This is a genomic window from Vibrio sp. 10N.247.311.47 (assembly GCF_041467535.1).
GTDB classification, from domain to species: Bacteria; Pseudomonadota; Gammaproteobacteria; order Enterobacterales; family Vibrionaceae; genus Vibrio; species Vibrio crassostreae_C.
Genome location: NZ_JBFSUR010000010.1, coordinates 41,095 through 66,149, shown reverse-complemented (window position 1 = coordinate 66,149; position 25,055 = coordinate 41,095). Strand labels below are relative to the sequence as shown.

Sequence of the window (25,055 nt, the reverse complement as noted above, 5' to 3'; positions counted from 1 at the left end):
TGGGACTTAACAAATCACTGCCTTGTTAAAGCCTATAAGTGAAGAACTCTTGCCCAGTACTTTGATTAAAGTGCTGGGCTTTTTTATCGCGATTCTTGTAACGATTAGTATCGCGTTATATCTCTTTAAAAAGCCAATACGCCTTTGGTATCGACTTTTACGTTGACCGGCATACCCACTTCAAGTGCTTCTGACGAGGTTGCTAATAACTTCTGACCATGCGCTTCGATTACATAACGACAGTGATCACCCATAAATTGCTGTTCTAGCACCGAAATAGCACTATCTTGCTCGTAACTTGCTTGGATATGCTGGGGCCTTAGCAGAAGCTCACATGTATTGCCGAACTCAATCTCCGTTTGCGGTTTGGCTTCAACCATACCCAAACTGGTTTCAAATTCATGCTCCGAAATACGCTGTGCATTGAGGTAGCTACCGCCACCCAAAAAGTCTGCAACAAACTTACTTGAAGGATGGAAATACAACTCAGATGCCGAACCATACTGCTCAATCACACCATGGTTCATTACTGCCATTTTATCTGCAAATGCGAACGCTTCTTCACGGCTGTGAGTTACGAAGATAGCTGTAACACCCTGCTTCTTAAAAATCTTGCGAATCTGAGAAATCAGCTCATGACGAACCTGAGTATCGATGTTTGAGAATGGTTCATCTAACAGTAGCAAGTCTGGCTTGTACGCCAAAGAACGAGCAATAGCGACACGCTGCTGTTGACCACCTGAAAGTTGATGTGGGTAGCGGTCACCGAACTCACCTAAGTGAACCAGCTCCAGCATCTCTTGAACTTTGTCTTTCTTTTGCTGCTCAGAAAGGTCTTTCAAGCCAAAGCCGACATTCTGGTTTACCGTCAGATGCGGAAACAGGGCGTAATCTTGGAAAATCATACCAATGTTACGCTGCTCTGGTGGCAACCAATTCTCGCCATCATCAATGGTTTGACAGTTCAAACTCATCACACCGCTACTTAATGGAAGTAAGCCTGCAATCGCCTTCAGTAAGGTCGTTTTACCGCAGCCACTCGCACCAAGAAGACAAACAATTTCACCATGCTCAACTTCTAACGAGAGCGCTTCCAAAATGGTTTGCGACTCATACTTACAAGTCAGATCTTTAATTGATAATGCACAACTCATTAGTTTTTCTGCTCCAAGGAACGGTTTACGATGATCAGAGGAATTAAACCCACCAACACCAATAATACAGCAGGCATCGCCGCCAATTCTAGGTGCTCATCTGAGGCATAGTTATAAACATAAGTCGCCAATGTCTCGAAGTTGAAAGGACGCAGCAGCAATGCCGCATTCAACTCTTTCATTGATTCGATAAACACCAGTAAGCCAGCGATCAATGCGCCACGTTTAATCAAAGGTAAATGAACACGACGTAACATCTGGTTGGTATTGCAGCCCATGGTTTTAGAAGCCATATCCAATGAAGGGGATACTTTGCTCAAGCTGCTTTCAATACTGCCAATTGCCACTGCTGAGAAACGTACGACCATGGCAAAGATTAGCGCGAACATGGAGCCAGAGAAGATCAAACCAGGTCGCCCCCACTCCATCACTTTCGCAATGTCATTGACCAAGTGATCCATGAACAAAACAGGTACCATCACCCCAATCGCTAACACGGTGCCTGGAACGGCATAGCCCATCGAAGCGAGACGCATATAAGCCTGATTTTTCTTACTCGGACTAACGCGTTGATTAAAGTTAACAATCATCGCGATAATCACGCCAATAATCGCAGCAGCTACCGAAACGTAAAGGCTGTTGATGGCATATTCTCTGAATTCAGGGGTCCAGCTTTGAGCAAAATATTTGTAGGCGTAAATAATGAGCTGGCCAAGAGGGAATAAGAACGCAACGCAAACTAATCCCCAGCACCAGAATAGTGCCAGCCATTTTTTCCAACCAGAAAGGTCGTAACGAAAATCTTCGCGGCTGCTGAACTGATTCTGGAATAGCTTCTGCTTACGGCGACTGTATCGCTCTGAGCTCAACAGTAGGATCACGATAACCAGCATGATTGCCGATATTTTCGCAGCTGCCGTTAAGCTTGAGTAGCCTAGCCAAGTATCATAAACCGCAGTCGTTAAAGTATTTACCGCAAAGTAACTCACGGTACCAAAGTCACCGATGGTCTCCATAGCAACAAGCGATAAACCGACCGCCATTGATGGACGAACAAGTGGTAAGGAGATACGACGGAAGCTTTCCCAAGGCGAGCATTTTAGCAAACGAGCAGATTGTAATAAGGAGACGTTTTGCTCCATAAATGCCGCGCGGCACAGCAAATAAACATAAGGATAGAGAACGAGAGACAGAACAATAATAGCGCCGGATAAGGTTCTAATATCCGGGAACCAATACTCACCGGGTCCCCACCCAGTAAGATCTCGCAGTAGAACCTGAACAGGGCCGGCAAAGTCGAACCAATCGGTAAAGATATAGCCAACAATATAGCCTGGCATTGCTAATGGCAGGACGAGTGCCCACTGCAAAACACGCTCTCCCGGAACACGGCACATTGCCATAACCCAAGCCGACGGAATACCAAAAACTAAAGACAGGAACATGGTTCCTATGACTAAAACCACCGTATTGTAGGCATAGGTAGGCATCACTGTGGACATCAGATGAGAAAATAGCTCATCTGTTTCTCCAACAGCCGTCGTAAAAATCGCTAAGATCGGTAAAACCAGTAATACAGCAATAATGCCGCTACTGGTGTTCCATAAATAATTCTTTTCTTTCATCGCCTAACTACAACGAGGCTTAATGAAACACAAATGCATTTGCAAATACATCTCATATCCTTTTAATGGTGGGGTTATTTATACCCATATACTCTAATGACTTCAAGGTGAGATGCTAATAACTCAAGGGATCAACGGGGTGCTTTGTATCAAAAAGTGATTTTCCAATAACAAACAACCCCAAGTAGCCAAAATGGCGACTTGAGGTTGTCATTTTACTTAGGCCGAAGCCTACCGTAATAAATTATAGATCGAACTTAACTTCGTCTAATAGCTTGATTGCAGCCGCGTGGTGGTTTGCAATTTCGTCTAGAGAAATAGTATCCGCTTTGAACTCGCCCCATGAAGCAACAAGCTCAGAAGGTTTAACGTCTGCTTTCACTGGGTATTCGTAGTTCACTTCTGCGTACATGCTTTGTGCTGTGTCACCAGATAGGAATTCCATCAGCTTAACGGCATTCTCTTCATTTGGAGAGTATTTAGCCATTGCCATACCAGAGATGTTTACGTGAGTACCTGTAGTCTCTTGGTTAGGGAAGTTAATGTAAACAGAGTCAGCCCAAGCTTTTTGCTCTTTATCATTAACCATCTTACCTAGGTAGTAGCTGTTACCAAGAGCAACATCACATAGACCTTCTTTAATCGCTTTAACTTGCGCGCGGTCGTTACCTTGAGGCTTACGTGCTAGGTTTGCTTTTACGCCTTCTAGCCATTCTTTCGTTTCAGCTTCACCTTTGTGAGCAATCATCGAAGATACTAGAGAAACATTGTATGGGTGCTTACCACTACGAGTACAGATTTTGCCTTTAAATTCAGGCTTAGTTAGATCTTCGTAAGTGAACTCTTCACCTAGACGACCAACACGGTCACGTGAAGAATAAACGCTACGTGTACGAGTTGTTAGAGCGAACCACTCGTTATCTGTATCTTGGTATTGAGCTGGGATGTTCTTTTCAAGTACATCGCTCTCTACAGATTGAACTAGACCTTGTTTAGTTAATTCAGATAGACGGCTGATATCTACAGTTAAGACAACGTCAGCTGGGCTGTATTCACCCTCTTGAGCTAACTTCTCTGCTAAACCTTTTTTAGCAAACTTAACGTTTACTTTAATACCAGTCTCTTTTGTGAACTCTTTGAACATTGGCTCAACAAGGAAAGGTTGACGGTAAGAGTATACGTTTACTTCTTCCGCAGCCATTGCTGTCGGAGCAATTACACCACACGCTAGAGCTGAAAGTGTTAGCAGTTTCTTCATTGTAAAATCCTTTATATCGAAATGATAATGTCTATCAGTTGCGTTATTATATTCATCATTAACATAATTACAATGACGACCAACAAAAAATCCGTCTACTCAGACCATTCAAACTCTCACTTTTGTAACAAACCATTTCAACTTTGTGTCTTGTCGTTCCCCCTTAAACAATGAGCCTAACTTCAACGTTCGTGTTTATATATTGTGCAACCGTAAATACAACAAAGCCCCGCAACAAGAGTTGCGGGGCTTTCTTTGTCCAACCTAACCCATTCAGATTAGGCGACGACTGTTGATTATTTTACTGATACAAACTCAGGGTAAGCGCCGACACCACAATCGTGCATGTCCATACCTTCAAGTTCTTCATCTTCCGTTACTCGGATACCGATTGTTGCTTTAAGCACCGCCCATACTGCTAGGCTAGCACCGAATACCCATGCAAAGATGACTGCTGCACCCATTAGCTGAGCACCAAACGTTGCATCAGCGTTGCTTAGTGGCACAGCCATTAGACCGAAGAAACCACATACACCGTGTACAGAGATAGCACCTACTGGATCATCAATCTTAGCTTTGTCTAGAGCGATAATGCTGAATACAACCAATGCACCAGATACCGAACCAATCGCTACAGCAAATAGAGGTGATGGTGATAGAGGGTCTGCAGTGATTGCTACTAGGCCAGCTAACGCGCCGTTAAGAATCATTGTTAGGTCTGCTTTACCCCAAGTTGTTTTACATACTAGTAGTGCTGCAATTGCGCCTGCTGCTGCTGCTGCGTTGGTGTTAAGGAAGATTTGACCTACTGCTGTTGCGTTCTCAAAATCCGAAACCATCAGTTGAGAACCGCCGTTGAAACCGAACCAACCGAACCAAAGGATAAATGTACCTAGCGTTGCAAGTGGCATGTTTGAACCAGGAATCGGGTAGATTTCACCGTTCTTACCGTATTTACCTTTACGAGCACCGAGTAGTAGAACACCAGCTAACGCTGCTGCTGCACCAGCCATGTGTACGATACCTGAACCTGCGAAGTCACTGAAACCCGCTTCTGATAGGAAACCACCGCCCCAAGTCCAATAACCTTCAACAGGGTAAATGAACGCTGTTAGTACTACAGAGAAGATTAGGAATGACCAAAGCTTCATACGCTCAGCAACCGCACCAGATACTACAGACATTGCTGTTGCAACGAATACTACCTGGAAGAAGAAGTCTGATTCTAGAGAGTGATCTGCGCCTTCACCTTGTGTACCAATTAGAGTACCAAATGATGGCAACCAACCGCCTTCACCGTTGTCGACATACATGATGTTGTAACCAACCACTAAGAAAGCTGTACAAGCAATTGCGTACAAACAGATGTTCTTAGTTAAAATTTCTGTGGTGTTCTTTGAACGAACTAGGCCAGCTTCTAACATCGCGAAGCCTGCTGCCATCCACATTACCAACGCACCTGAAATGAGGAAGAAAAAAGTGTCTAGTGCGTAACGTAGTTCCGTTACTGTTGTTGTAAGTTCCATATTAAAGTCTCCAGTCCTTGTAATTCTTTAAAGTGCTTCAGCATCCATTTCACCAGTACGAATTCGTACGGCTTGGCTTAGGTCATACACAAAAATTTTGCCGTCGCCGATTTTTCCGGTGTGTGCCGCTTGGCTAATCGCTTCAACAACTCGGTCAACATTCTCAGCTTGGGTAGCAATCTCTAGCTTCACCTTTGGTAGGAAATCCACTTGGTACTCTGCACCACGATACAATTCAGTGTGTCCCTTCTGACGACCAAAGCCTTTCACTTCAGAAACAGTCATACCTTCAATACCCACATCAGAGAGCGCTTCGCGTACATCGTCTAATTTGAATGGCTTAACAATGGCATTTATTAATTTCATATTCGTTCCTTAAATTCTTACTTAATCCGTTAATTCTCTTATTACAATCCAAGTAGCGTGCCAAAAAGTTAAGTGCTTGATTTTAAATAAGATGAAGATAATAAGGTCGTAATAACGAAAAAGGCCGCACCAACATGGTGCAGCCTTTTCACTATCTTAATGCGCGATGCTCTTATTGCTCCAGTTTTGGGCAACGGAGCCTTCAAAGCTCTGAATGACTAACAAATAGGTCTTAGGACTAGTAACCTAAAAAATCCATCCAGCGTTCGATGAGCAGTTCGAAATCGTCGATTCCACAGCTTGCTTGGCTTTCACAGTTATAGAAGTCGAACTCACTGCCCTCTTCCATCTCTTGCTCATGCGCTAACACGTTTTCTTGAATCGTTACTTCGTCTTCATTAATCGCAAGGCTAATCTCTTTGCCAAGCAACGTCACTTCATTGCTCAAGTCCTGTCGAGATTGCTCAATCAACGCCATCACATGATCTAATTTTTGCTTATCTTTACCGATCTCTTCTTGAAGCCAACGGCCAACAATCTCATGGCCCATGCTGCATTTCACATAGTATTCACCCATTAGAGTGTTTCTAGTAAATTCAAACTCCATAACTCAACCTATACTGCATTAATACTCAAGCGATACTATTTCTGAGTATACCATTGTCTTGTCAGAAACGAGCGTATTGACGAATTTATCGTTACGATCCAACCTACACAGTCAATGAAGAGGAGGGCTCTATGCAGTTGAACGAAATGATTGCCAAACAAATTGTCGAACGAACCATGAAGATCATCCCACACTCGATTAATGTGATGGATAATAAAGGTCGCATTATTGGATCCAGTGATCCTACTCGCTTATACCAAAAACATGAAGGAGCGGTACTTGCCATCACCGAATCACGAGTCGTTAATATTGACGAAGCCACTGCCGAACACCTAAAAGGGGTTAAGCCTGGAGTTAATTTACCGATTCTATTTCAGGATAATGTCATTGGGGCGATTGGGGTTTCTGGGACACTGCAGCAAGTTCATCATTTTGGTGAGCTGGTGAAGATGACCGCTGAGCTTATTGTTGAACAAGCTGTACTTATGTCTCAAGTAGAATGGAATAAGAGGCATCGTGAAGAATTGGTATTGCAATTAATCCGAGGTAGCACGCTTAATGACATGCAACTGCAATCCATCGCACAGCGTCTGGATCTCGACCTTGCACAACCGCGGATTGCCGCCATCGTCAAGGTGTTACCGATAGGAGACACTGCGCCTTCATTGGAAAACTTACAGCAATTAGTACATTTACTTGAATATCCCGAGCGCGATAATTTAGTCGGTATCTTGTCTGTTTCACAAAACGAAGTGGTGGTACTCAAGCCTATAACCCTGATAGGGAACAGCTGGTCCAAGGATGCAGAAGCCAAGCGCGTGAAATTGCTACTCAAAAGAATAAAGAAAGAAGCTAAGTTTCAAATCAAGATTGCGCTTGGGGATTACTTTACCGGACTTTCTGGTTTAGCACGCTCATATGATACCGCTGAGCTCACTATGCGCAGTGTCGGTAACCGCCCCGGAGACATGTTTTTCTATCAAGACTATCGACTGCCGGCCATTATGAGTAGCCTGTTACAAGATCCATGGATTCGTGAGCAACTGGAGCAGTCTTACCTACATCTTCAACAACAGGACAGTAAAGGGATACTGATCAAAACTTTGAAGACATATTTAAAGCAGAACTGTGATTCAGCTCTCACCTGTAACGAACTACATATCCATCGCAATACGCTACGCTATCGAACAGACAAGATAAACCAAATAACATCATTAAATATCAACAATATAGACGATCTATTTCAACTCTACATTGCAATAAATCTATTCCACTGGTCGAGCTAAAAAATGTGCAACTGCACAATTTAAAAGGACCGATTTGAGCACTTATTTGTAGAGAATGACAAAGACTTACCAACCCTATATCTTTATATTTGCCGAAAATGACACATCGTTATCTGGGAAATAGAACATGATTGAAGTTTCAACTCTTGGCGCACTTTCAGCATTGATTGTTGCTATCGCGCTCATTCTTAAAAAAGTGCCACCCACCTACGGCATGATCATCGGTGCTTTGGTTGGCGGCGTGGTTGGCGGCGTTTCTCTCACCGAAACCGTTGAGTTAATGATAGGTGGTGCCCAAGGGATCGTCACTTCAGTGATGCGAATTCTCGCCGCTGGTGTGTTGGCCGGCGTACTAATTGAATCAGGGGCGGCTACCTCGATTGCAGAATCCATCATCAAAAAAGTAGGCGAAACTCGCGCCTTACTTGCTCTTGCCATTGCGACCATGATTTTAACCGCTGTTGGCGTTTTCGTTGATGTGGCCGTTATCACGGTTTCTCCTATTGCACTGGCTATTGCTCGCCGCGCAGACCTTTCTAAAACCGCGATCCTTTTGGCGATGGTGGGCGGCGGTAAAGCAGGTAATGTCATGTCGCCTAACCCAAATGCCATTGCGGCGGCTGATGCGTTCAATGTTCCGTTAACCTCTGTGATGGCTGCAGGCGTGATTCCGGGTCTATTTGGGCTGCTTTTCGCCTACTTCTTGGCAAAGCGCCTCGTCAATAAAGGTTCAAAAGTAGCGGAAAGTGAAGTGGTCAAAGCGGATCAAAGTTCACTGCCAAGCTTTTCTTCTTCAATCGTTGCACCGTTAGTGGCTATTGCCCTACTCGCGCTGCGACCACTCGCTGATATCAATGTTGATCCTCTAATTGCATTACCCTTGGGTGGATTGCTGGGTGCACTGGCTATGGGTCGCTTCAAACAAGCCAATAGCTTTGCGGTTTCAGGCTTGTCACGTATGGCACCGGTTGCTGTAATGCTACTGGGCACAGGAACCATTGCAGGCATCATTGCTAACTCAGGACTAAAAGCTGATCTGATTGAAGTGCTGACGATGTCTGGGCTGCCTTCTTACTTACTTGCTCCGTTTTCTGGCGCACTGATGGCACTATCAACCGCATCGACAACTGCCGGAACAGTAGTGGCATCGAATGTATTTGCCAGCACCATTCTTGAGCTAGGTGTTCCAGCTCTCGCAGGCGCAGCAATGATCCACTCTGGTGCGACAGTACTTGACCATATGCCACATGGTAGCTTCTTCCATGCCACGGGTGGTGCGGTACATATGAGTATTCATGAACGTCTAAAACTCATCCCTTATGAGTCAGCGGTCGGTCTTGTTATCGCCTTCGTCTCAGTAATGATCTTCGGTGTATTTGGTCTGTTTGTTTAAGTTTAAAGGTATCAAAATGAAAATTGTAATTGCTCCTGACTCATATAAAGAAAGCCTATCAGCAATGGGCGTTGCTCAAGCGATTGAAGATGGCTTTAAACAGCTAATACCAAACGCCGAATACGTAAAATTACCAATGGCTGATGGTGGTGAAGGCACAGTACAATCTCTGGTGGATGCGACCAATGGCTCTATCATCCAACATCCAGTGATTGGTCCATTAGGTGAAATTGTCGAAGGCTTCTACGGTATGTTCGGTGACGGTAAAACTGCCATTATTGAAATGGCGGCCGCTTCCGGCCTAGATTTAGTCTCTCCAGAACAACGTAATCCACTAAAAACCACTACCTATGGTACGGGTGAGTTAATCAAAGCCGTATTAGATAAAGGTGTTGAGCATATTATTATTGGCATTGGTGGTAGTGCGACCAATGATGGTGGCTTAGGAATGGCTCAAGCGCTAGGCATTCGTATGCTAGATGCAGAGGGTCACGAGCTGGTGTTTGGTGGTGGTGAACTGTCAAAACTGACAACCATTGATCTCACCAACCTCGACCCACGCCTACAAAACGTACGCTTAGAGGTCGCTTGTGATGTCGATAATCCATTATGCGGACCAAAAGGGGCATCACAGGTATTCGGTCCGCAAAAAGGCGCAACACCAGAAATGGTTGAGCTGTTAGATGCTAACCTTGCTCATTATGCCAGTATCATGAAAAACCAGTTAGGCGTCGATGTCATTGATCTCCCTGGTGCTGGCGCGGCAGGCGGTCTAGGCGCGGCACTTGTTGGCCTGTTAAATGCGGAGCTTCGCCCTGGTATTAACATCGTAATGGACGCCGTCAATTTAGATGAAATAGTCTCAGATGCTGATCTTGTGATTACAGGAGAGGGGCGCATTGATAGCCAAACCATTCATGGCAAAACACCGATTGGTGTCGCTCGCACAGCCAAAAAACATAAACTGCCTGTCATCGGTATTGCCGGCTGTCTAGCCAGTGATTGTGGTGTGGTTCATGAGCATGGTATCGACGCGGTATTTGCGGTAGTGAACCGTTCAGTAGACTTGCCGACAGCTTTGGCTGAAGCGGCTGAAAATATTGAACTTACTGCTCGCAATGTTGCAGCAATGTATACGATTAAGCACTAATCGAGCTCTCTGTAAGCTAAAAGCAATTTTCGCTGTATGCTAAAAGCAATTAAGGCCGCTATTCACAGCGGCCTTAATTATATTTACAACAAAATCAGACGTTACGCAGGCTCTTGGAAGATAACCGTGTCTGCTTTTTCCGTGTACTGACCCATTTTATGGAAGTTCAGGTAACGGTATGTATCAGCAGCCGTTGCATTAATCTTCTCAGCGTACTCTAAGTACTCTTCTTTCGTTGGGATGCGACCTAGAATCGCGCCAACAGCAGAAAGCTCAGCAGAAGCCAGATAAACGTTCGCGCCATTACCTAAGCGGTTCGGGAAGTTACGCGTTGACGTCGACATAACCGTCGAAGCATCAGCAACACGAGCTTGGTTACCCATACATAGTGAACAGCCAGGAGTTTCGATACGTACCCCAGCACGACCGAAGATGCCGTAGTAGCCTTCTTCTGTCAGTTGGTCTTTATCCATCTTCGTTGGCGGAGCCACCCATAGGCGAGTATTTAGCGAGCCGTTAAACTCTTCTAGCATCTTACCAGCGGCACGGAAGTGGCCGATGTTGGTCATACAAGAACCGATGAACACTTCTTGAATCTCAGTACCTTGAACGTCCGAAAGAAGACGAGCATCATCTGGATCGTTTGGTGCACATAGGATTGGTTGATCGATGTCAGCAAGATCAATCTCGATAACGTGCGCGTATTCCGCATCTGAATCAGCAGATAGCAACTCAGGGTTCTCTAGCCACTCTTCCATTGCTGTAATACGACGCTCAATCGTACGAACATCACCGTAACCTTCAGCGATCATCCACTTCAGCATCACGATGTTCGAGTTCAAGTACTCAGAGATAGACTCTTCAGAAAGCTTAACGGTACAACCTGCAGCAGAACGCTCAGCAGATGCATCAGAAAGCTCAAATGCTTGCTCAACAGATAAGTGCTCAACACCTTCAATTTCTAGTACACGACCAGAGAATTCGTTGATCTTACCGGCTTTCTCTACCGTTAGTAGGCCTTGCTTGATGCCGTAAAGAGGAATGGCATGTACTAGGTCACGTAGCGTGATACCCGGTTGCATTTCACCTTTAAAGCGAACCAAGATAGATTCAGGCATATCAAGAGGCATAACGCCTGTTGCTGCAGCAAATGCTACCAAGCCAGAACCCGCAGGGAATGAAATACCTAGAGGGAAACGAGTATGCGAGTCACCACCTGTACCTACAGTATCAGGAAGAAGCATACGGTTTAGCCATGAGTGGATAACGCCATCACCCGGACGAAGTGAAACACCCGCACGATTCATGATGAAATCAGGTAGCGTATGGTGAGTGTTTACATCGACTGGTTTAGGGTATGCCGATGTGTGACAGAAAGACTGCATTACAAGGTCTGCAGAGAAACCAAGACACGCCAGATCTTTAAGCTCATCACGAGTCATAGGACCGGTCGTATCTTGAGAACCGACTGTCGTCATTTTAGGTTCACAGTACTGACCAGCACGAACACCTTCAACGCCACATGCTTTACCAACCATCTTCTGAGCTAGCGTGTAGCCTTTATCAGATGCAGATGGATCGATTGGTTTAGCAAACAGATCCGTTTCAGCTAGACCTAGAGCGTCACGAGCACGACCCGTTAGACCACGACCGATGATCAGTGGAATACGGCCACCAGCACGCACTTCATCAAGAAGTACTTTGCTTAGCTCAAAGTTTGAGATCACAGAACCGTTCTTGTGAACAACACCTTCGTACGGGTAGATATCAATGATATCGCCCATGTTCATGTCTTGTACGTTCAGTTCAATGGGTAGTGCGCCTGAATCTTCCATTGTGTTGTAGAAGATTGGTGCAATTTTACCACCAAGACAAACACCGCCAGTACGCTTGTTTGGTACGAATGGGATATCTTCACCCATGAACCAAAGTACTGAGTTTGTTGCCGATTTACGTGAAGAACCTGTACCAACAACATCACCAACGTAAGCCAGTGGAATGCCATCTTTTTGCATTTCTTCAATTTGTTTGATTGGACCAACGCTACCCTGTTCATCAGGAGTAATGCCATCACGTTCCATCTTCAGCATCGCTTTCGCGTGTACTGGGATGTCAGGACGTGACCATGCATCAGGCGCTGGAGATAGGTCATCGGTGTTCGTTTCACCAGTGACTTTAAATACTTTTACTGTGATTTTTTCTGCTACTTTATCTTTCGCTGTAAACCATTCAGCATCAGCCCAAGATTGAAGTACTTGTTGTGCAGCAGCATTGCCAGCTTTCGCTTTCTCTTCTACGTCATAGAACGCATCGAACATCAGTAGAGTATGAGATAGCGCTTTAACAGCGATTGGAGCAAGCTCAGCATCGTCTAGTAGAGATACTAGAGATTCGATGTTGTAACCGCCTTGCATGGTACCAAGCAGTTCTGCAGCTTTTGCTTTGCTTACTAGTGGCGAAGCTACTTCACCTTTAGTGATAGCCGTAAGGAAGCCAGCTTTTACGTAAGCAGCTTCATCTACACCCGGTGGAATGCGATTTTCTAGTAGGTCAAGAATGATTTCTTCTTCACCTTGAGGTGGATTCTTCAGAAGTTCAACTAGGCCAGCTACCTGCTCAGCATCTAGTGGTTTTGGAACAACTCCTTCGGCAGCACGTTCTTCGACGTGTTTACGGTAGGCTTCAAGCACGACTTTTTTCCTCTCATTGCGGTTCACTTCTTCCCTTCATAATTGTTAGTAAAATAAAGAAGTGAACATCCTTGGAAACTTGGCTCTCCATTGCCATTTTTGTCATTCAATTTGTATTGATGAGCGGCGTCATAGAGGCCAAACTGTGGGCGGTAGAATAGCAAATTTAACGTTAAATTAAAATCTTATCATTTTGACCAACATAGCAAGTTAAGACGAAAGTCCCACTATTTTTGCCTAATTACGCACTTAAATGGCTACTCTACGCATGATTATTTGTAGGAAGTACCGACAATCAAATAGACCGAATCATAGTTATCTTCAGTTCGGCCATAAGCCAAAATGATCGGTCCTATTGGCGAATCAACACCAGCAAAAACAGAACCTGCGGTGTACATTGGTGCTTCATCAATGGTTAAATCATTGTTCGACCAAACACCACCATGTTCTATGGATGCACCTACGTAGAACGGTGATTTAAAGAGGCCGAAGTCATTTTCAAACCACTTATAACGATAGATAAGGCTGGTGTAGGCCAAGTTCTGACCTATCATACTATTCCTTGGAATACCTGACAGGTTTAAGAAGCCACCAAGCTCTTTGGGGTCGATTGGAAAAACAGAGTTTTTACTTTCTACAATTCCGTAATCAAGCTTTGCGACTAAAGTATGCTTCTCAATACTCTTTGCTGCCATGAAATTAGCCGAAAACTCATAAACAGTATCGCTTTCAGACCCTAGATCCGGGGTATCTCCAGACGTGTTGTCCTCAAAGTCATCATGGGAAACAAGATATTCTAAATCGACAAAGTAACCTTTCGTTGGCAAACTAAAATTATCTAAAGTATCGAGTCGATAACTAATAAACCCGCCTATACGTGTATACGCTCCGTTACCAAAAGATGGTAGCGAAGAAACCTCCAAACCCCCATCAGTATAACGAGCACCAAATTTCAGTTCTTGCCACAACGTCGGTTGATAGCCTAATGCCAATTCACCGACATATTCACTATAAATCAGTGGGACATAGTCTGTAGTCGCTTCTAATGTCGGTTCTCCAACCTCCCCCTCAACCACGGACAAATTTCTGTTTTCCTTACTGTAAACAATCGATGCAGAAGTGAACAGTTTTTGACTCGAAAAGAAGGGCGAGTAAAGTTCCGCTTCAATTCGTTTGTCAGTACCCATCTCGACGTTAGTTCTTAGCTCTGCACCATGCTTATTAATATCGGTAAAGTTGGCTGAGACACCGATCGAGTACTGACTGGTAGTAGAGAAATCATCTTCAAGAAAGAATCGAAAGTTGAGGTAGTTTGGGCCCCAAGACTTTTCGTTCACATCGACTTGAAGTTGATCTTCACCGTCAACGTTGTCAAATTCATAAGTGACCAACTCAAATCTATCCAGTGCATAGAGATCTTTCACTTTAGATTCGATTTCACTGGTTTTCAAAACCTCACCAGAATCGAGATTTAAGCGGTTTTCGATCAACTTATCTGAATAGTGGGTGTTGTTGTTGATGACAACCCTATCGACGACAGTCTTATCGCCATGTTTCAGCTGTCTGCGTGCTTTTTGTTTGTCCTCGATATAATGCTGATAATCGGCATTTGAGAGCGATAGCTTAGAAAGTTCATCAGTATGCTGCTTAGCGGCTTCATAGCCCGCGAGGAAAGCCGATGGCATTTTATCAAAGTCAGTCGTCTCCATTTGCCCAACATCAGGGCGCAGGAAAACATCATCATCAGTCAGTGTTTCAGCTTGCTCTTGAGTGCTGCGTTGGACCAAATAATTCGAGAGTTGGTCAGCTGCCGCTAGAAAATTCGTGAAGTCTTCTTTGCCTTTGTAATTGGTACTGATATCCACCGCAATGACGATGTCCGCGCCCATCGCTCTAGCAACGTCGACTGGCATATTATTGGTGACACCACCATCAACCAGCATTCGGCCATCTAATTCATAAGGGGGAAGCGCTCCGGGAACTGACATACTGGCCATCATCGCATCAACAAGGTGACCATGGTCGATGACCACTTCTTCAAGCTCAATAATGTCGGTTGCGACTGAACGGTAGGGAATAGCAAGATGGTCAAAAGAGTCGAGTGGAGATAGGTTACCTGTGGTCTCACGCAGAATACGCAACATATTCTGACCTTGAACCACGCCTTTCCTAGCTTTGATTTCGCCCCAACCTAAACCGAGATCGGTGTTCAGTTGGTAACGGTCTTCATATTCTTTGTCACGTACTCGGCGATCACTACGGTTAACACGATCACGGTAGCCGCGATTCCAATCAACCGTATAAATAAAACTTTCAATCTCATCAGCACTCATCCCTGTCGCATAAAGCCCACCAACGTAAGAACCCATGCTAGTACCAGTAATGTAATCAACCGGAATTTGCATCTCTTCTAGCGCTTTAAGTACACCAATGTGAGCCGCTCCTTTGGCTCCTCCACCAGCAAGCACAACAGCAACGGTTGGTCTTTTATGAGCTTGTCCAGCTTGCTGAGATTGTTCCACCGGTGTCACAGTCGATGCAAACAGCTGAAAACTGATCACAGTACCGACAATGCCTAAGCTGCTCACTATCCAACGAGAAATCATTATTTAAACTATCCTTGTCATTCTTTTCTTTTACGACTTTACCACTGAAAAAGCTTTTTTAGCCACTGTTTTGGTTGACTTTCACAACCCTTTTTAATGTTTCCATTCTCATCCCAAACCGGCAGTTTAACCGTACCGTCACAGTCAAACTCTAAAGCCCCTTGAGAAGTTCGAGTAAAACTTGCCGTCGTAATGCCATTCGGCCAAGGCAACAGTAACTGCTCTGGAGTTCGATGTTTCAGATAATCGGCATAGACACGTAGCGCACCACTAGAGCCCGTGAGTTTAGTCGGCTTATTATCATCGCGCCCTAGCCAGATGGTAGTGACTTCGCGACCATCTACGCCCACGAACCAACTGTCTCGGCTGTCATTACTAGTGCCAGTTTTACCAGCTAACCCTGCCCATGCAAACTGACCTTGTAGGAAACGGCCCGTGCCTTCCGACACGCCACGTTTCATTGCATAGGTTGTAAGCCAAGCGGCTTGCTGGTCAACGCTTTGTGATACACGAGGGATCGACTGATACAGAACCTCGCCATCGTTATCAACAACTGAGCGAAGCGCAGACAAAGGTGCTATACGCCCAGAATTGGTAATGGTTTGATACATCTGCGCAACTTGGAACGGAGTCAGTGAGAACGAACCCAAAAACATCGACGGCACTGGGCGAATCTCATTTTTATCGACCCCCAGTTTTCCAATCGTATCCGAGACACTATCAATGCCTAATTGCATGCCTAAACGAACAGTAGGTACGTTGTAAGACTTAGAAAGCGCCACATACAAAGGCACATCGCCACGGAACTTACGATCGAAGTTTCTCGGGCTCCACACGCTACCTTTACTGCCTTTCAAGCTCAGTGGCGTGTCTTTCAATGTTGTCGCCAACGTGTACTTCTGAGGCTGCTCTAGTGCGGTTAAGTAAATTGCAGGCTTGACCAAAGAACCAATTGGGCGACTCGCGTTCAAGGCACGGTTAAAGCCATCGTAGCCAGTACGCTTACCACCGACCATCGCCCGGATTTCACCGGTATTTCTATCCACGGCAATAGCTGCTGCTTCCAGCTTATTACCTGCGGTTTTCGATAAATCAGGCACCTTACGAGCAATCGACTTCTCTAACTTGTCTTGAGATACCGGATCCAGAGAGGTAAAGACTCGAATCCCTTTTTTCGCCTCAAATCGATCGCCGACATACTTCTTAAGCTCAATGTTTACTTGTTGGAAATAAGCGGGCTGACGGCTAGCAATGCGTGGGTTGTCTTGAATATCCAAATCACGACTCGCCGCCTCTTCGTACTGTTTCGGCGTCAATATGTCTTGTTGCATCAGCAAACGTAGAACCAAATCACGTCGAGTCTTCGCTCGCTCAGGGTAACGAACCGGGTTGTAATACGAAGGTCCTTTGACCATGCCGACCAGCAGTGCTAGTTGATCGATTCGGAGTTCTTGAATCGGTTGCCCGAAGTACAAGCGAGATGCTAATCCAAAGCCATGAATCGCTTGCCCACCATTTTGCCCAAGATAAACCTCGTTTAAGTAGGCTTCTAAGATGCGATCTTTGCTGTAACGATGATCCAAGATAAGTGCAATATAGGCTTCGCGAACCTTGCGCCACAATGTGCGCTCGCTAGATAAGAACAGGTTTTTTGCCAATTGTTGCGTCAACGTACTGCCACCTTGTACGGTTCGCCCTGCTTTTACATTGACCACCATTGCACGAGCGATTGCCAGTGGCGATACCCCATCGTGCTGATAGAAATTTCGGTCTTCGGTTGCCAGCAATGCATCAACCATCACCTCAGGGAACTGATTACGTTTTAAGAACAGACGCTGCTCATCGCTGCTTTTTTCAAGCATGCCAAGCATTTTCGGTTCAACACGCAGATACCCCATGTCGCCTTTCTTCTCTAGCGACTGAATACGAGTTAACTCGTTACCGTTGAAATGCAGCATCACATGACGATCCGCTTCCGGTCCATCGACAAACTCGAACGGGCGACGAATCATTTCAATCTTGGTTGAGGAAGAAGAGTATTCGCCAGGGTGACGAGGGGCGTTCACCTTACGATAATTGAGTACATCCAGCTCATTCTTAACCTGCACCAAACTCACCTGAGTTCCCGGAGAGAGGTCCAGTACTCGCGCATAAACCACGGTTGGCAAATCAAACAACTGACCTTCAAAACGCTGCTTGACCACTGAATCAAGATAAATACCGACGAACAACAGCAATGCAGCAAGTGCCAAGCCAGCTTTCCAAGAAATGCCCCATAGGATCTTCAACCAACCTCTTTTGCCAGATTTCTTAGCCTTAGGTTTGGTCTTTTTCGCAGCCGCTCTTGGTTTTCTTGGCTTGGCTTTGGTCGCTGGTGACTTCTTTGCTGGCGCTTTTTTAGGTGGTGCCTTTTTTGGCGTTAACATTTTGGTCATCATCGATTCAACTGTCGTTTGGTTTTAGTGGTTGCTACATGGTTAGCAGGGTCATCCGGCCAAGGATGTTTTGGGTAACGGCCCTTCATCTCTTTTTGTACTTCTTTGTACGCGCCAGCCCAAAAGCCAGCTAAATCTTGAGTAATTTGTAGTGGTCGCTGTGCTGGAGAAAGGAGCTCAAGCACTACTTTTTTACGCCCTTGCGCGATCAATGGCGAGTCTTGTTCGCCAAAGACTTCCTGCATTCGCACTGAGATCACTGGTTCAGATTGATATTGATAACGAATGGCCTTCTTGCTGCCTGTTGGCATCAGATAGTGCGTTGGCAACCATTGGTCGATTTCTTGATTCAAAGGCCAACCAAGATAAGCCGACAATGCTTGCTCAATCGAAACACTAGACAGTCCTTTTGCCGACTTAATGCCATTCAGATAGGGAGATAGCCACTCATCAAGGTGTTCAATCAAACTCGCATCGTCCATCGCTGGCCAATCATGCTCAGGCATCCAAAGTGCTGCACAGCGCACACGCTCAACCAACTGCTTAGCCGAAGCTGTCCAATTTAAGCGATCCAGCCCGCATCGAGCGACATAATTGAGCAGCGCTTGGCTCGCCTGATTCGCATCGGGATCAGGTAAAGCTTTGGTGCTGATAATCAACTTGCCCAGAGATACACGCTGCTCAGCAACTAAACGGCCACGTTTCTCATCCCAATCGGCGTAATCGGAACGCACAAACAGTTTTGGAAATTCAGCTTCTAACTGTGCGATATCAACCGCGGTGGCTAAGAAAATCTGACTGGCTCGCCCTGTGCTGCGCATCAAATCAATCACTACGATATAGTTATTGTTCGCCAGTGGATCATCATCACGAACCTCAGCACCGTGGCCATTCGCCAAAAGGAAAGCACTGCTGGTCGCGCTTCTCACTTGTGCAATCCGGTCTGGGAAGGCAAAACAAAGCACTAATGGTAGCAATGATTCGTCAGCTTGTGACAAATCTAAGTGATGATTGAGTTTGCTCGCGAGACTTTTCGCTCGCTGCATCACAACGCTATTTTTGGAATGTTTTCTTTGCTTAAGTCGATGCAAAGAGTGTTGAATATCCGTCACATTGCGCTCCGGCTCTTCCAGCAAAGCAGCAGCAACAATCGCGACATTCAACAGAGCAGGACTACCTTGCTGCGCTTTAACCAACATGCTGGCAATACGAGGCTCTAGACCTAAACGTTGGACCTGTTTTCCTAATGCCGTAAATTGACCATTATCGTCTAACAATTCAAGAGTCTGTAAGAGTTGCTTGGCTTGCCCGATAGAAGCTTTGGGTGGAACGTCTAACCATTGCAGTTCATCAGCACTCGCAGCGCCCCATTGCGTCAATTCAGACACCAGCGAAGACAAATCAGAATGAAGAATTTCAGGTTCTGGTATAGCTGGTTGCTGCATCAGCTGCGTTTCGCTGTACAAACGAACGCACAAGCCCTCTTCAATTCGTCCCGCACGGCCCGCTCGTTGTTCAGCTGAAGATTGCGAGATTTTCACTTGCTCAAGCTTAGTAATACCGGTTTTCAGATCGAACTTCGCCACACGTTCAAGCCCGGAATCAACCACCAATCGAATACCTTCAATCGTCAAAGAAGTCTCAGCAATATTGGTCGCTAACACCACCTTTCGACGCCCTTTCTCTGATGGCGCGATCGCTTTCTGCTGTTGAGAAAAGCTGAGTTGCCCATACAGAGGACACACATCGATATCATTGGCGAATTGTTCTAGTTGAGATTCCACCTGCTTAATCGCAGAAACGCCCGGCAAAAAGGCCAGAAGTGAGCCTAACTCTTTCTCCATCAGCGAACGAATCACGTTAGCCATTTTAGGGGCTAGATATTCATTTGCACTAAGAGGCTGATAACGGAAATCGACCGGAAAGGTGCGACCTTGTGATTCAACGTATTTGGCATCCGGTAGCAAAGTTTGTAGCGCTTGTTGATCTAAAGTTGCCGACATCACTACCACTTTCAGATCGTCACGCAACGCCTCTTGGATCTCTAAGCTAAACGCCAATGCGGTATCGGCGTGAATACTGCGCTCGTGAAATTCATCAAAGATCACCATATCAACCCCAGTTAATTCAGGGTCGGTTTGGATCATTCTTGTCATGACCCCTTCAGTAACAATCTCTAAGCGAGTCGCACTGCTGCTTTTAGATTCACCACGAACTCTAAAGCCAATGCTCTCTCCCACCTTTTCTCCCAATTGGCTCGCTAAGTAAGTAGCAATATTCCTTGCAGCCAAACGCCTCGGTTCAAGCATGATGATTTTGCCTTGAACGGCGTTGGTCTTAACTAACTGTAAAGGGAAGAATGTTGACTTACCCGCACCGGGAGCGGCCTTTAGAATAAGTTGAGTGTGTGTTTCTACGCCAGCGAGCAGATCTGGCATCACAGCTTCTATGGGCAGTTGTGGCAATGGGAGAACCTTGTGGTGTAATGTTGGCAACATTGTACATAAAAACCTACCTGTCTAAATAAGTAATATGCACTTCAATCCTCCATTAGAGCCAGCGACTCTTATTAAACGCTATAAACGCTTTCTCACTGACATCCAACTTCCAGACGGTAGCGAGCGCACTATCCACTGCGCTAACACTGGAGCGATGACAGGATGTGCGACTCCTGGCAATACGGTGTGGTACTCAACCTCCGATAATGCAAAGAGAAAGTACCCAAACAGCTGGGAGATTTCAGAAACAGACAAAGGTCATCGTATTTGTGTAAATACTGCGCGGGCAAACCAGCTAGCAGTGGAAGCAATTGAAAATGGGACTATAGTTGAACTCTTAGGTTATAACGCGTTACGAACCGAAGTGAAATATGGCAGTGAGAATAGTCGCATTGATATTCTGCTTGAAGATAACGAAAAGCCGCCTTGCTATATCGAAGTGAAAAGCGTCACTTTGCTCGACGAGCAAGAAACGTCAACTAAAGGGCAAGGTTTTTTCCCTGATGCGGTCACAACCAGAGGCCAAAAACATCTGCGTGAACTCACAGAAATGGTCGAATCTGGAAATAGAGCCGTACTTTTATTCACTGTTTTACATTCAGGTATTGAAAAAGTGTCTGCGGCACACCATATAGACGCCAAATATTCGTTATTACTAAAACAAGCACAAGACGCTGGAGTTGAAGTGCTTTGCTATAAAGCAGAGCTCAGCAGTACTCAAATACAACTAAAACAAGCTGTTGAATTTATCAATAGCTAAGCAAAGATGCTGAACTAATCACATTGATAGCAAGTTTGAATAAGAGTATTTGCCACCATTCGTTCTTTCTGCTATAGATACCCGCCTTAAAATTAGCTGCTTTGCAGTTGACTAGGTGTAAATAGGAGATGCTGTATGCCAGAATCTAAGAAAAAAGCGCTAGGCATCCTAGCCATCGCAGGTGTTGAACCGTACCAAGAGAAGCCAGGTGAAGAGTACATGTCACTTGAGCAAACGGAACATTTTACAAAAATTTTAGCAGCTTGGCGCAACCAGCTCAGGGAAGAAGTTGATCGTACTGTGCACCACATGCAGGACGAAGCAGCGAATTTCCCAGACCCAGTTGACCGTGCTTCTCAAGAAGAAGAATTCAGCTTAGAGTTACGTAACCGTGACCGTGAACGTCGTCTTATCAAAAAAATTGAGAAGACATTAGACAAGATCGAAGAAGACGATTTCGGCTTCTGTGATTCTTGCGGTATCGAGATTGGCATTCGTCGCCTTGAAGCTCGTCCAACTGCTGATCTTTGTATTGACTGTAAAACACTTGCAGAGATCAAAGAAAAACAGATGCAAGGTTAATTCTTGCAGATGTAAAGAAAGGGAGCCTTGGCTCCCTTTTTTGTTTGTTATCCAAGCGAAGTATTTCACACGCTTGATAGTAAATAGCAGCTTTAAGCCTTAGTTCTATACATCAAACCTTGTTCTATAGATTGAAGCTTAGTTCTAGGCATTAAAGCTCTTGTCAAACGTCTTAAGAATCGGCTACTGCGGTACCATTTAGATTAGGTTGTTCACTCATGAATTATATTGGGCGCTTTGCACCATCACCGTCAGGTCCTCTTCATTTTGGCTCACTTGTTGCTGCTCTTGGTAGCTACTTTCAAGCGAAATCTAACCAAGGAAAATGGTTAGTTCGTATGGAAGACCTCGACCCACCAAGAGAAATGGCCGGCGCTGCAGACCTCATTCTTAAGACGCTTGAGGCTTACCATCTATTTTGGGATGGTGAAGTCGTCTATCAAAGCCAACGTCATGACTTGTATCAAGCTCAAATCGATCAATGGGTTGCTGACAATCAAGCCTACTACTGCCAATGCACCCGCAAGCAGATAAAGGCTTTGGGCGGCTTTTACAATGGTCACTGTCGAGATGTAGGCCTAATCGATTCAGGTGAACAGGCGGTGCGCTTGTGCATGGACTTTCCAGTAGAGTCCTTTGATGATGTTCGCCACGGCACCATTCAAATCCCTAAAGCACTAGCTGTAGAAGATTTTATTATTAAACGCAGAGATGGATTGTTTGCCTATAACTTGGCCGTTGTCCTTGATGACATCGAACAAGGAGTAACAGAAGTCGTAAGAGGCGCAGATCTGATAGAACCCACCGGTCGACAAATCAGTTTGTATAAGACGCTCAAGCAAAAAACAGTGAGCTACTTGCACTTACCATTGGCAACCGATGGCTTGGGGAATAAACTGTCAAAACAGAACCATGCCACCGCGATAGATCTCGACAACCCAAAACCAACGTTACTCAACGCGATGCGATTCTTAGGTTTTGATATCCCGACGGCTCTTTGTGAGGCTTCAATGGATGAGATTTTATTGTGGGGCTGCCAGCAATGGAACGTCAGTCAGTTACCTGATAGTTTACAAAAAGAGCACTGTAATTAGCTCGAAACTCACGGCAAATAGCAAAAACGACACATAAAAATGCCATAACCAACCACTGTGGTTAAGCAGACGATGTTCTCAAATGGCTCGCGCTAAGCTATTATTAGCCGCAATTAAACTCTGCACTACCACTTTGGACTAAGAGAAAAACAAAGTTGGCGATACCTACTTTGTTCTAAACTAATGAATACAAACGACAATACCCCAAGCGAACAACGCGGATTCCACGAATTAGCTCTGAATATTTATACTCGTCAAGAGCACAATATTTCACGCAAGCAGATCAGCGACAACGCACTAAAAGTGCTATATCGCCTGAATGGTGCGGGTTTTGACGCATTTCTAGTCGGTGGTGGTGTGCGCGATATCTTATTAGGCTCTCAGCCAAAAGATTTTGATATTGCGACCAACGCAACGCCAGAGCAAATCAAACACCTCTTCAGAAACTGTCGTCTTATCGGTCGCCGTTTCCGCTTGGCACATATCATGTTTGGTCGCGACATCATTGAAGTGGCAACTTTCCGTGGTCACCACCAAGAACCATCGAAGAACGTTTCTGCACAATCGAAAGAAGGCATGCTACTTCGCGATAACGTGTACGGCAGTGTTGATGAAGATGCAGAGCGTCGTGATTTCACAATCAACGCGATGTACTACAACATTGCAGACTACAGCATCCACGATTACGCGGGTGGTGTAGAAGATTTAGAAGATAAACTGATCCGCCTGATTGGCGATCCAGAAACGCGTTACCGCGAAGACCCAGTACGTATGCTACGTGCAATGCGCTTCGCCGCTAAACTGGATTTCGACATCGAAGAAGACACGGCTGACCCGATTGAAGAGTTAGCTCACCTTCTAAGAGATATCCCAGCAGCGCGCCTTTACGAAGAGTCTCTGAAATTACTGCAATCAGGTCACGGTTTAGAAACCTACCACCTGATGCGCGAGTACAATCTATTCCAACAGATGTTCCCAGCGGTAGCTGAGCACTTCACCGAAGATTATGACTCTCACACAGAGCAGATGCTTGATTTGGTTCTCGATTCAACCGACCTTCGCATCGAAGATGGTAAGCGAGTAAACCCAGCATTCATGTTCGCAGCGATGCTTTGGTACCCAATGAACAAGCTGGCAGACAAACTTGTCGCTGAACAGGGTATGGCACACTACGATGCGATCATGGAAGCGAGTAACATCATTCTAGATCAGCAAGTAAAGTCTATCGCGATTCCTCGTCGTCACACAGCAACCATTCGCGAAGTTTGGCAACTGCAACTTCGACTGCCTCGTCGCAACGGTAAACGCGCTGTTCGTCTAATGGAATTAAACAAATTCCGTGCAGGCTACGATTTCCTAGAAATGCGTGGTGAGATTGAAGGTGGCGAAACCAAAGAGTTAACAAAATGGTGGGAGCGTTATCAGACTGCAGGTCGTAACATGCGTCAAGCAATGGCTAACGACGTTGCAGCACCATCAAAGTCAGGCCATCGTCGCCGTAAGACTTACCGAAACAAAAAGAGTAAGCAATCAGAATGATAACTGCTTACATTGCGGTCGGCAGCAACCTTGCCGACCCAGTTAGCCAAGCAAATTTGGCTATCGAAACGCTAAAAAGCCTACCGCGATCAACGTTTATTGCGACCTCTCAGCTATATAGTAGCACTCCAATGGGACCGCAAAATCAACCAGACTACATCAACGCGGTAGTCGCTATCCAAACCGAATTAACGCCAATTGAACTGCTTGATTGCACTCAAAAGATCGAACTAGAGCAAGGGCGCGTCCGTAAAGACGAACGTTGGGGACCAAGAACCTTGGATCTCGACATTGTGCTATACGGCAATGAGGTGATCGATTCAGAGCGCTTAATCGTTCCTCATTATGGAATGAAAGAACGAGAGTTTGTACTCTACCCGCTTGCTGAAATCGCACCAAGTTTACAACTCCCTGATGGGACTGAGCTGACAGAACTACTGAAAATAGTAGATAAGAACGGGCTCAATGTTTGGCAACAATAGCCAA

The 25,055-nt window shown here is 45.4% G+C and carries 18 protein-coding genes; 8 read left to right on the top strand and 10 right to left on the bottom strand.

The annotated features are described in order from the left end of the window. Positions 1–125 precede the first annotated feature (125 nt). The 6 genes from AB6E51_RS09000 to AB6E51_RS08975 form a co-directional block, all read right to left on the bottom strand. The gene (locus AB6E51_RS09000; protein ID WP_065584918.1) at positions 126–1,154 is read right to left on the bottom strand and encodes an ABC transporter ATP-binding protein; all 1,029 of its coding nucleotides are present in this window, start codon (positions 1,152–1,154) and stop codon (positions 126–128) included. Further along, positions 1,154–2,779 (bottom strand): iron ABC transporter permease, encoded by a 1,626-nt coding sequence (locus AB6E51_RS08995; protein ID WP_017059418.1) that lies wholly within the window; start codon positions 2,777–2,779, stop codon positions 1,154–1,156. The genes AB6E51_RS09000 and AB6E51_RS08995 overlap by 1 nt, the downstream gene beginning before the upstream one ends. 244 nt (positions 2,780–3,023) lie before the next feature. Further along, positions 3,024–4,037 (bottom strand): Fe(3+) ABC transporter substrate-binding protein, encoded by a 1,014-nt coding sequence (locus AB6E51_RS08990; RefSeq protein WP_017059419.1) that lies wholly within the window; start codon positions 4,035–4,037, stop codon positions 3,024–3,026. A 296-nt stretch (positions 4,038–4,333) separates the two neighbouring features. Beyond that, positions 4,334–5,563, bottom strand: coding sequence for an ammonium transporter (locus AB6E51_RS08985; RefSeq protein WP_017059420.1), 1,230 nt, complete (start codon positions 5,561–5,563; stop codon positions 4,334–4,336). A gap of 27 nt (positions 5,564–5,590) precedes the next feature. After that, entirely contained in the window at positions 5,591–5,929 is a 339-nt protein-coding gene (glnK, locus tag AB6E51_RS08980) for a P-II family nitrogen regulator (RefSeq protein ID WP_004738200.1), read from the bottom strand. A gap of 238 nt (positions 5,930–6,167) precedes the next feature. Continuing rightward, positions 6,168–6,536, bottom strand: a complete 369-nt coding sequence (locus AB6E51_RS08975; protein ID WP_019824378.1) for a YacL family protein — start codon at positions 6,534–6,536, stop codon at positions 6,168–6,170. A 131-nt stretch (positions 6,537–6,667) separates the two neighbouring features. Between AB6E51_RS08975 and AB6E51_RS08970 the strand changes: the two genes are divergently transcribed. The 3 genes from AB6E51_RS08970 (at position 6,668) to AB6E51_RS08960 (ending at position 10,365) form a co-directional block, all read left to right on the top strand. Further along, the gene (locus AB6E51_RS08970; RefSeq protein ID WP_017066809.1) at positions 6,668–7,822 is read left to right on the top strand and encodes a sugar diacid recognition domain-containing protein; all 1,155 of its coding nucleotides are present in this window, start codon (positions 6,668–6,670) and stop codon (positions 7,820–7,822) included. A gap of 127 nt (positions 7,823–7,949) precedes the next feature. Next, the gene (locus AB6E51_RS08965; protein ID WP_017059423.1) at positions 7,950–9,215 is read left to right on the top strand and encodes a GntP family permease; all 1,266 of its coding nucleotides are present in this window, start codon (positions 7,950–7,952) and stop codon (positions 9,213–9,215) included. 16 nt (positions 9,216–9,231) lie between these two features. Next, a complete protein-coding gene (locus AB6E51_RS08960; protein ID WP_017059424.1) occupies positions 9,232–10,365 on the top strand; it encodes a glycerate kinase in 1,134 nt (377 codons plus the stop codon). Positions 10,366–10,466: 101 nt separating this feature from the next. On the opposite strand, the gene acnB is transcribed toward AB6E51_RS08960, so the two are convergent. From acnB to hrpB, 4 genes are all read right to left on the bottom strand, one after another. Next, positions 10,467–13,055 (bottom strand): bifunctional aconitate hydratase 2/2-methylisocitrate dehydratase, encoded by a 2,589-nt coding sequence (acnB, locus tag AB6E51_RS08955; protein WP_017072021.1) that lies wholly within the window; start codon positions 13,053–13,055, stop codon positions 10,467–10,469. A 272-nt stretch (positions 13,056–13,327) separates the two neighbouring features. Continuing rightward, the gene (locus AB6E51_RS08950) at positions 13,328–15,661 is read right to left on the bottom strand and encodes a patatin-like phospholipase family protein (RefSeq protein WP_372057933.1); all 2,334 of its coding nucleotides are present in this window, start codon (positions 15,659–15,661) and stop codon (positions 13,328–13,330) included. 38 nt (positions 15,662–15,699) lie between these two features. Continuing rightward, complete coding sequence (gene mrcB, locus AB6E51_RS08945; protein ID WP_372057934.1) at positions 15,700–18,099, bottom strand: penicillin-binding protein 1B; 2,400 nt, start codon at positions 18,097–18,099, stop codon at positions 15,700–15,702. Next, complete coding sequence (hrpB, locus tag AB6E51_RS08940) at positions 18,096–20,594, bottom strand: ATP-dependent helicase HrpB (protein WP_372057935.1); 2,499 nt, start codon at positions 20,592–20,594, stop codon at positions 18,096–18,098. Before hrpB ends, mrcB begins: the two co-directional genes overlap by 4 nt. A 34-nt stretch (positions 20,595–20,628) precedes the next feature. Between hrpB and sfsA the strand changes: the two genes are divergently transcribed. The 5 genes from sfsA (at position 20,629) to folK (ending at position 25,051) form a co-directional block, all read left to right on the top strand. Further along, complete coding sequence (gene sfsA / locus AB6E51_RS08935; protein WP_017066814.1) at positions 20,629–21,354, top strand: DNA/RNA nuclease SfsA; 726 nt, start codon at positions 20,629–20,631, stop codon at positions 21,352–21,354. Positions 21,355–21,489: 135 nt separating this feature from the next. Further along, positions 21,490–21,936, top strand: coding sequence for an RNA polymerase-binding protein DksA (gene dksA / locus AB6E51_RS08930; protein WP_017059430.1), 447 nt, complete (start codon positions 21,490–21,492; stop codon positions 21,934–21,936). Positions 21,937–22,154: 218 nt separating this feature from the next. Continuing rightward, entirely contained in the window at positions 22,155–23,030 is an 876-nt protein-coding gene (gene gluQRS / locus AB6E51_RS08925) for a tRNA glutamyl-Q(34) synthetase GluQRS (RefSeq protein WP_017068882.1), read from the top strand. Between the two features lie 183 nt (positions 23,031–23,213). Continuing rightward, positions 23,214–24,569 carry a polynucleotide adenylyltransferase PcnB gene (pcnB, locus tag AB6E51_RS08920; protein ID WP_372057936.1) on the top strand — a complete coding sequence of 452 codons (1,356 nt, stop codon included), beginning with the start codon at positions 23,214–23,216 and terminating at the stop codon, positions 24,567–24,569. Then, positions 24,566–25,051 carry a 2-amino-4-hydroxy-6-hydroxymethyldihydropteridine diphosphokinase gene (gene folK, locus AB6E51_RS08915; protein WP_004735459.1) on the top strand — a complete coding sequence of 162 codons (486 nt, stop codon included), beginning with the start codon at positions 24,566–24,568 and terminating at the stop codon, positions 25,049–25,051. The genes pcnB and folK overlap by 4 nt, the downstream gene beginning before the upstream one ends. The last annotated feature ends 4 nt before the right edge of the window (positions 25,052–25,055 follow it).